Source organism: Hydrogenophaga borbori (genome assembly GCF_003417535.1).
GTDB classification, from domain to species: Bacteria; Pseudomonadota; Gammaproteobacteria; order Burkholderiales; family Burkholderiaceae_C; genus Hydrogenophaga; species Hydrogenophaga borbori.
On sequence record NZ_QVLS01000035.1, the window covers coordinates 1 to 1119 of the forward strand.

Annotated in this window: 1 protein-coding gene; it reads right to left on the bottom strand. The window is 73.3% G+C overall.

The window, feature by feature from the left end; translation table 11 throughout:
* A partial coding sequence (locus tag DY262_RS21490) for a filamentous hemagglutinin N-terminal domain-containing protein (RefSeq protein ID WP_147326304.1) occupies positions 1-1119 on the bottom strand: 1119 nt, incomplete at both ends.

Consider the following 1119-nt stretch of genomic DNA (forward strand, 5'->3'; position numbering starts at 1 on the left):
TGCTCGTTGGCGTTGATGAGCACGCGGGCCTTGACGTCCAGCTCCCCCAGGGCTTCGATGCGCGCGCTGCGGTTCTCGATGCGATCGGCCGCGAGGGCCATGTCCGCGCCGCTGAGGATGAGCCCGCCGCGCCGGTTGCTGATGGATTCACGGGCCTGGATGGACAGATCGCCTCGCGCGGCGATGACCGCCCCCTCGCCGTTGGTGACGGCCTCGGCGCTCAGGCCCACGCGCTCGCCCACGATGACGGCGCCCGCGGCGTTGTCCACGCCCTTGGCCTGGACCTGCAGCTCGCCCTCGCTTTGCAGGCGGCCTGCGTTGACGAGCCAGCCGTCGGCGCGCAGCTGCAGCGGGCCGCCCTCGGCGGAGATGACCCCCTGGTTGTTCACGCCCAGCCCGGCCTCGGTGCCGATGAGCTGGATCTGGCCGGCGTACATGCCGCCGACGGCGGCCACGTCCAGCGCGAACGCGGGGGCGTCGCCCGTGGGCGGGGCCGCGCCCGTGGGCAGCTGGCTGGCCGCGTCGACGGTGTTGGCGCCGCTGACGAGCTTCAGGCGCTGCGCCCAGAGCGCGGCGTTGAGTTGCGTGGCGCGCGCGAGGATGGCAGTGGCGTCGGCGTCGCGTGTGTCCAGGCCCGCGCCCTCGACGCTGACCTGCCCGCGCTGCACGAGGTAGGCATCGAGCGCGCCGCCGTTGAAGACGGGCGTGCCGGTGGTGAGCGTGACGCCGCTGGCGTTGAGGAAGGCCGCGCCGTCGACCTGGATGCCCGAGGGGTTGGCGATGACCACCTCGGCGCGCTGGCCGGCCACTTCTATCGGGCCCTTGAGCCTGCTGGGGTCGCTGGAGTTGACTTCGTTGAGGATGATGCGCGCGCCACCCGTGGCCAGCCAGGGGTTGCCACCCACCCAGCCACCGAGCTGGGTCTGCGCCTCGCCGCGGCTGTTGTTGAGGATGGCGCCCGGCGCGCCCACGTCGAACTGGCGGTAGCTGTTGCGGCTCACGCCGGCCGCACTGGGCGTCTGGATGTTGACCAGCGCCACGCCGTTGCCCGCCGACAGCACCGTGGGCCGCTGGCGGCCCGGCGCGTTCGGGTCGGCCACGATCTGTGACCACGCCGGC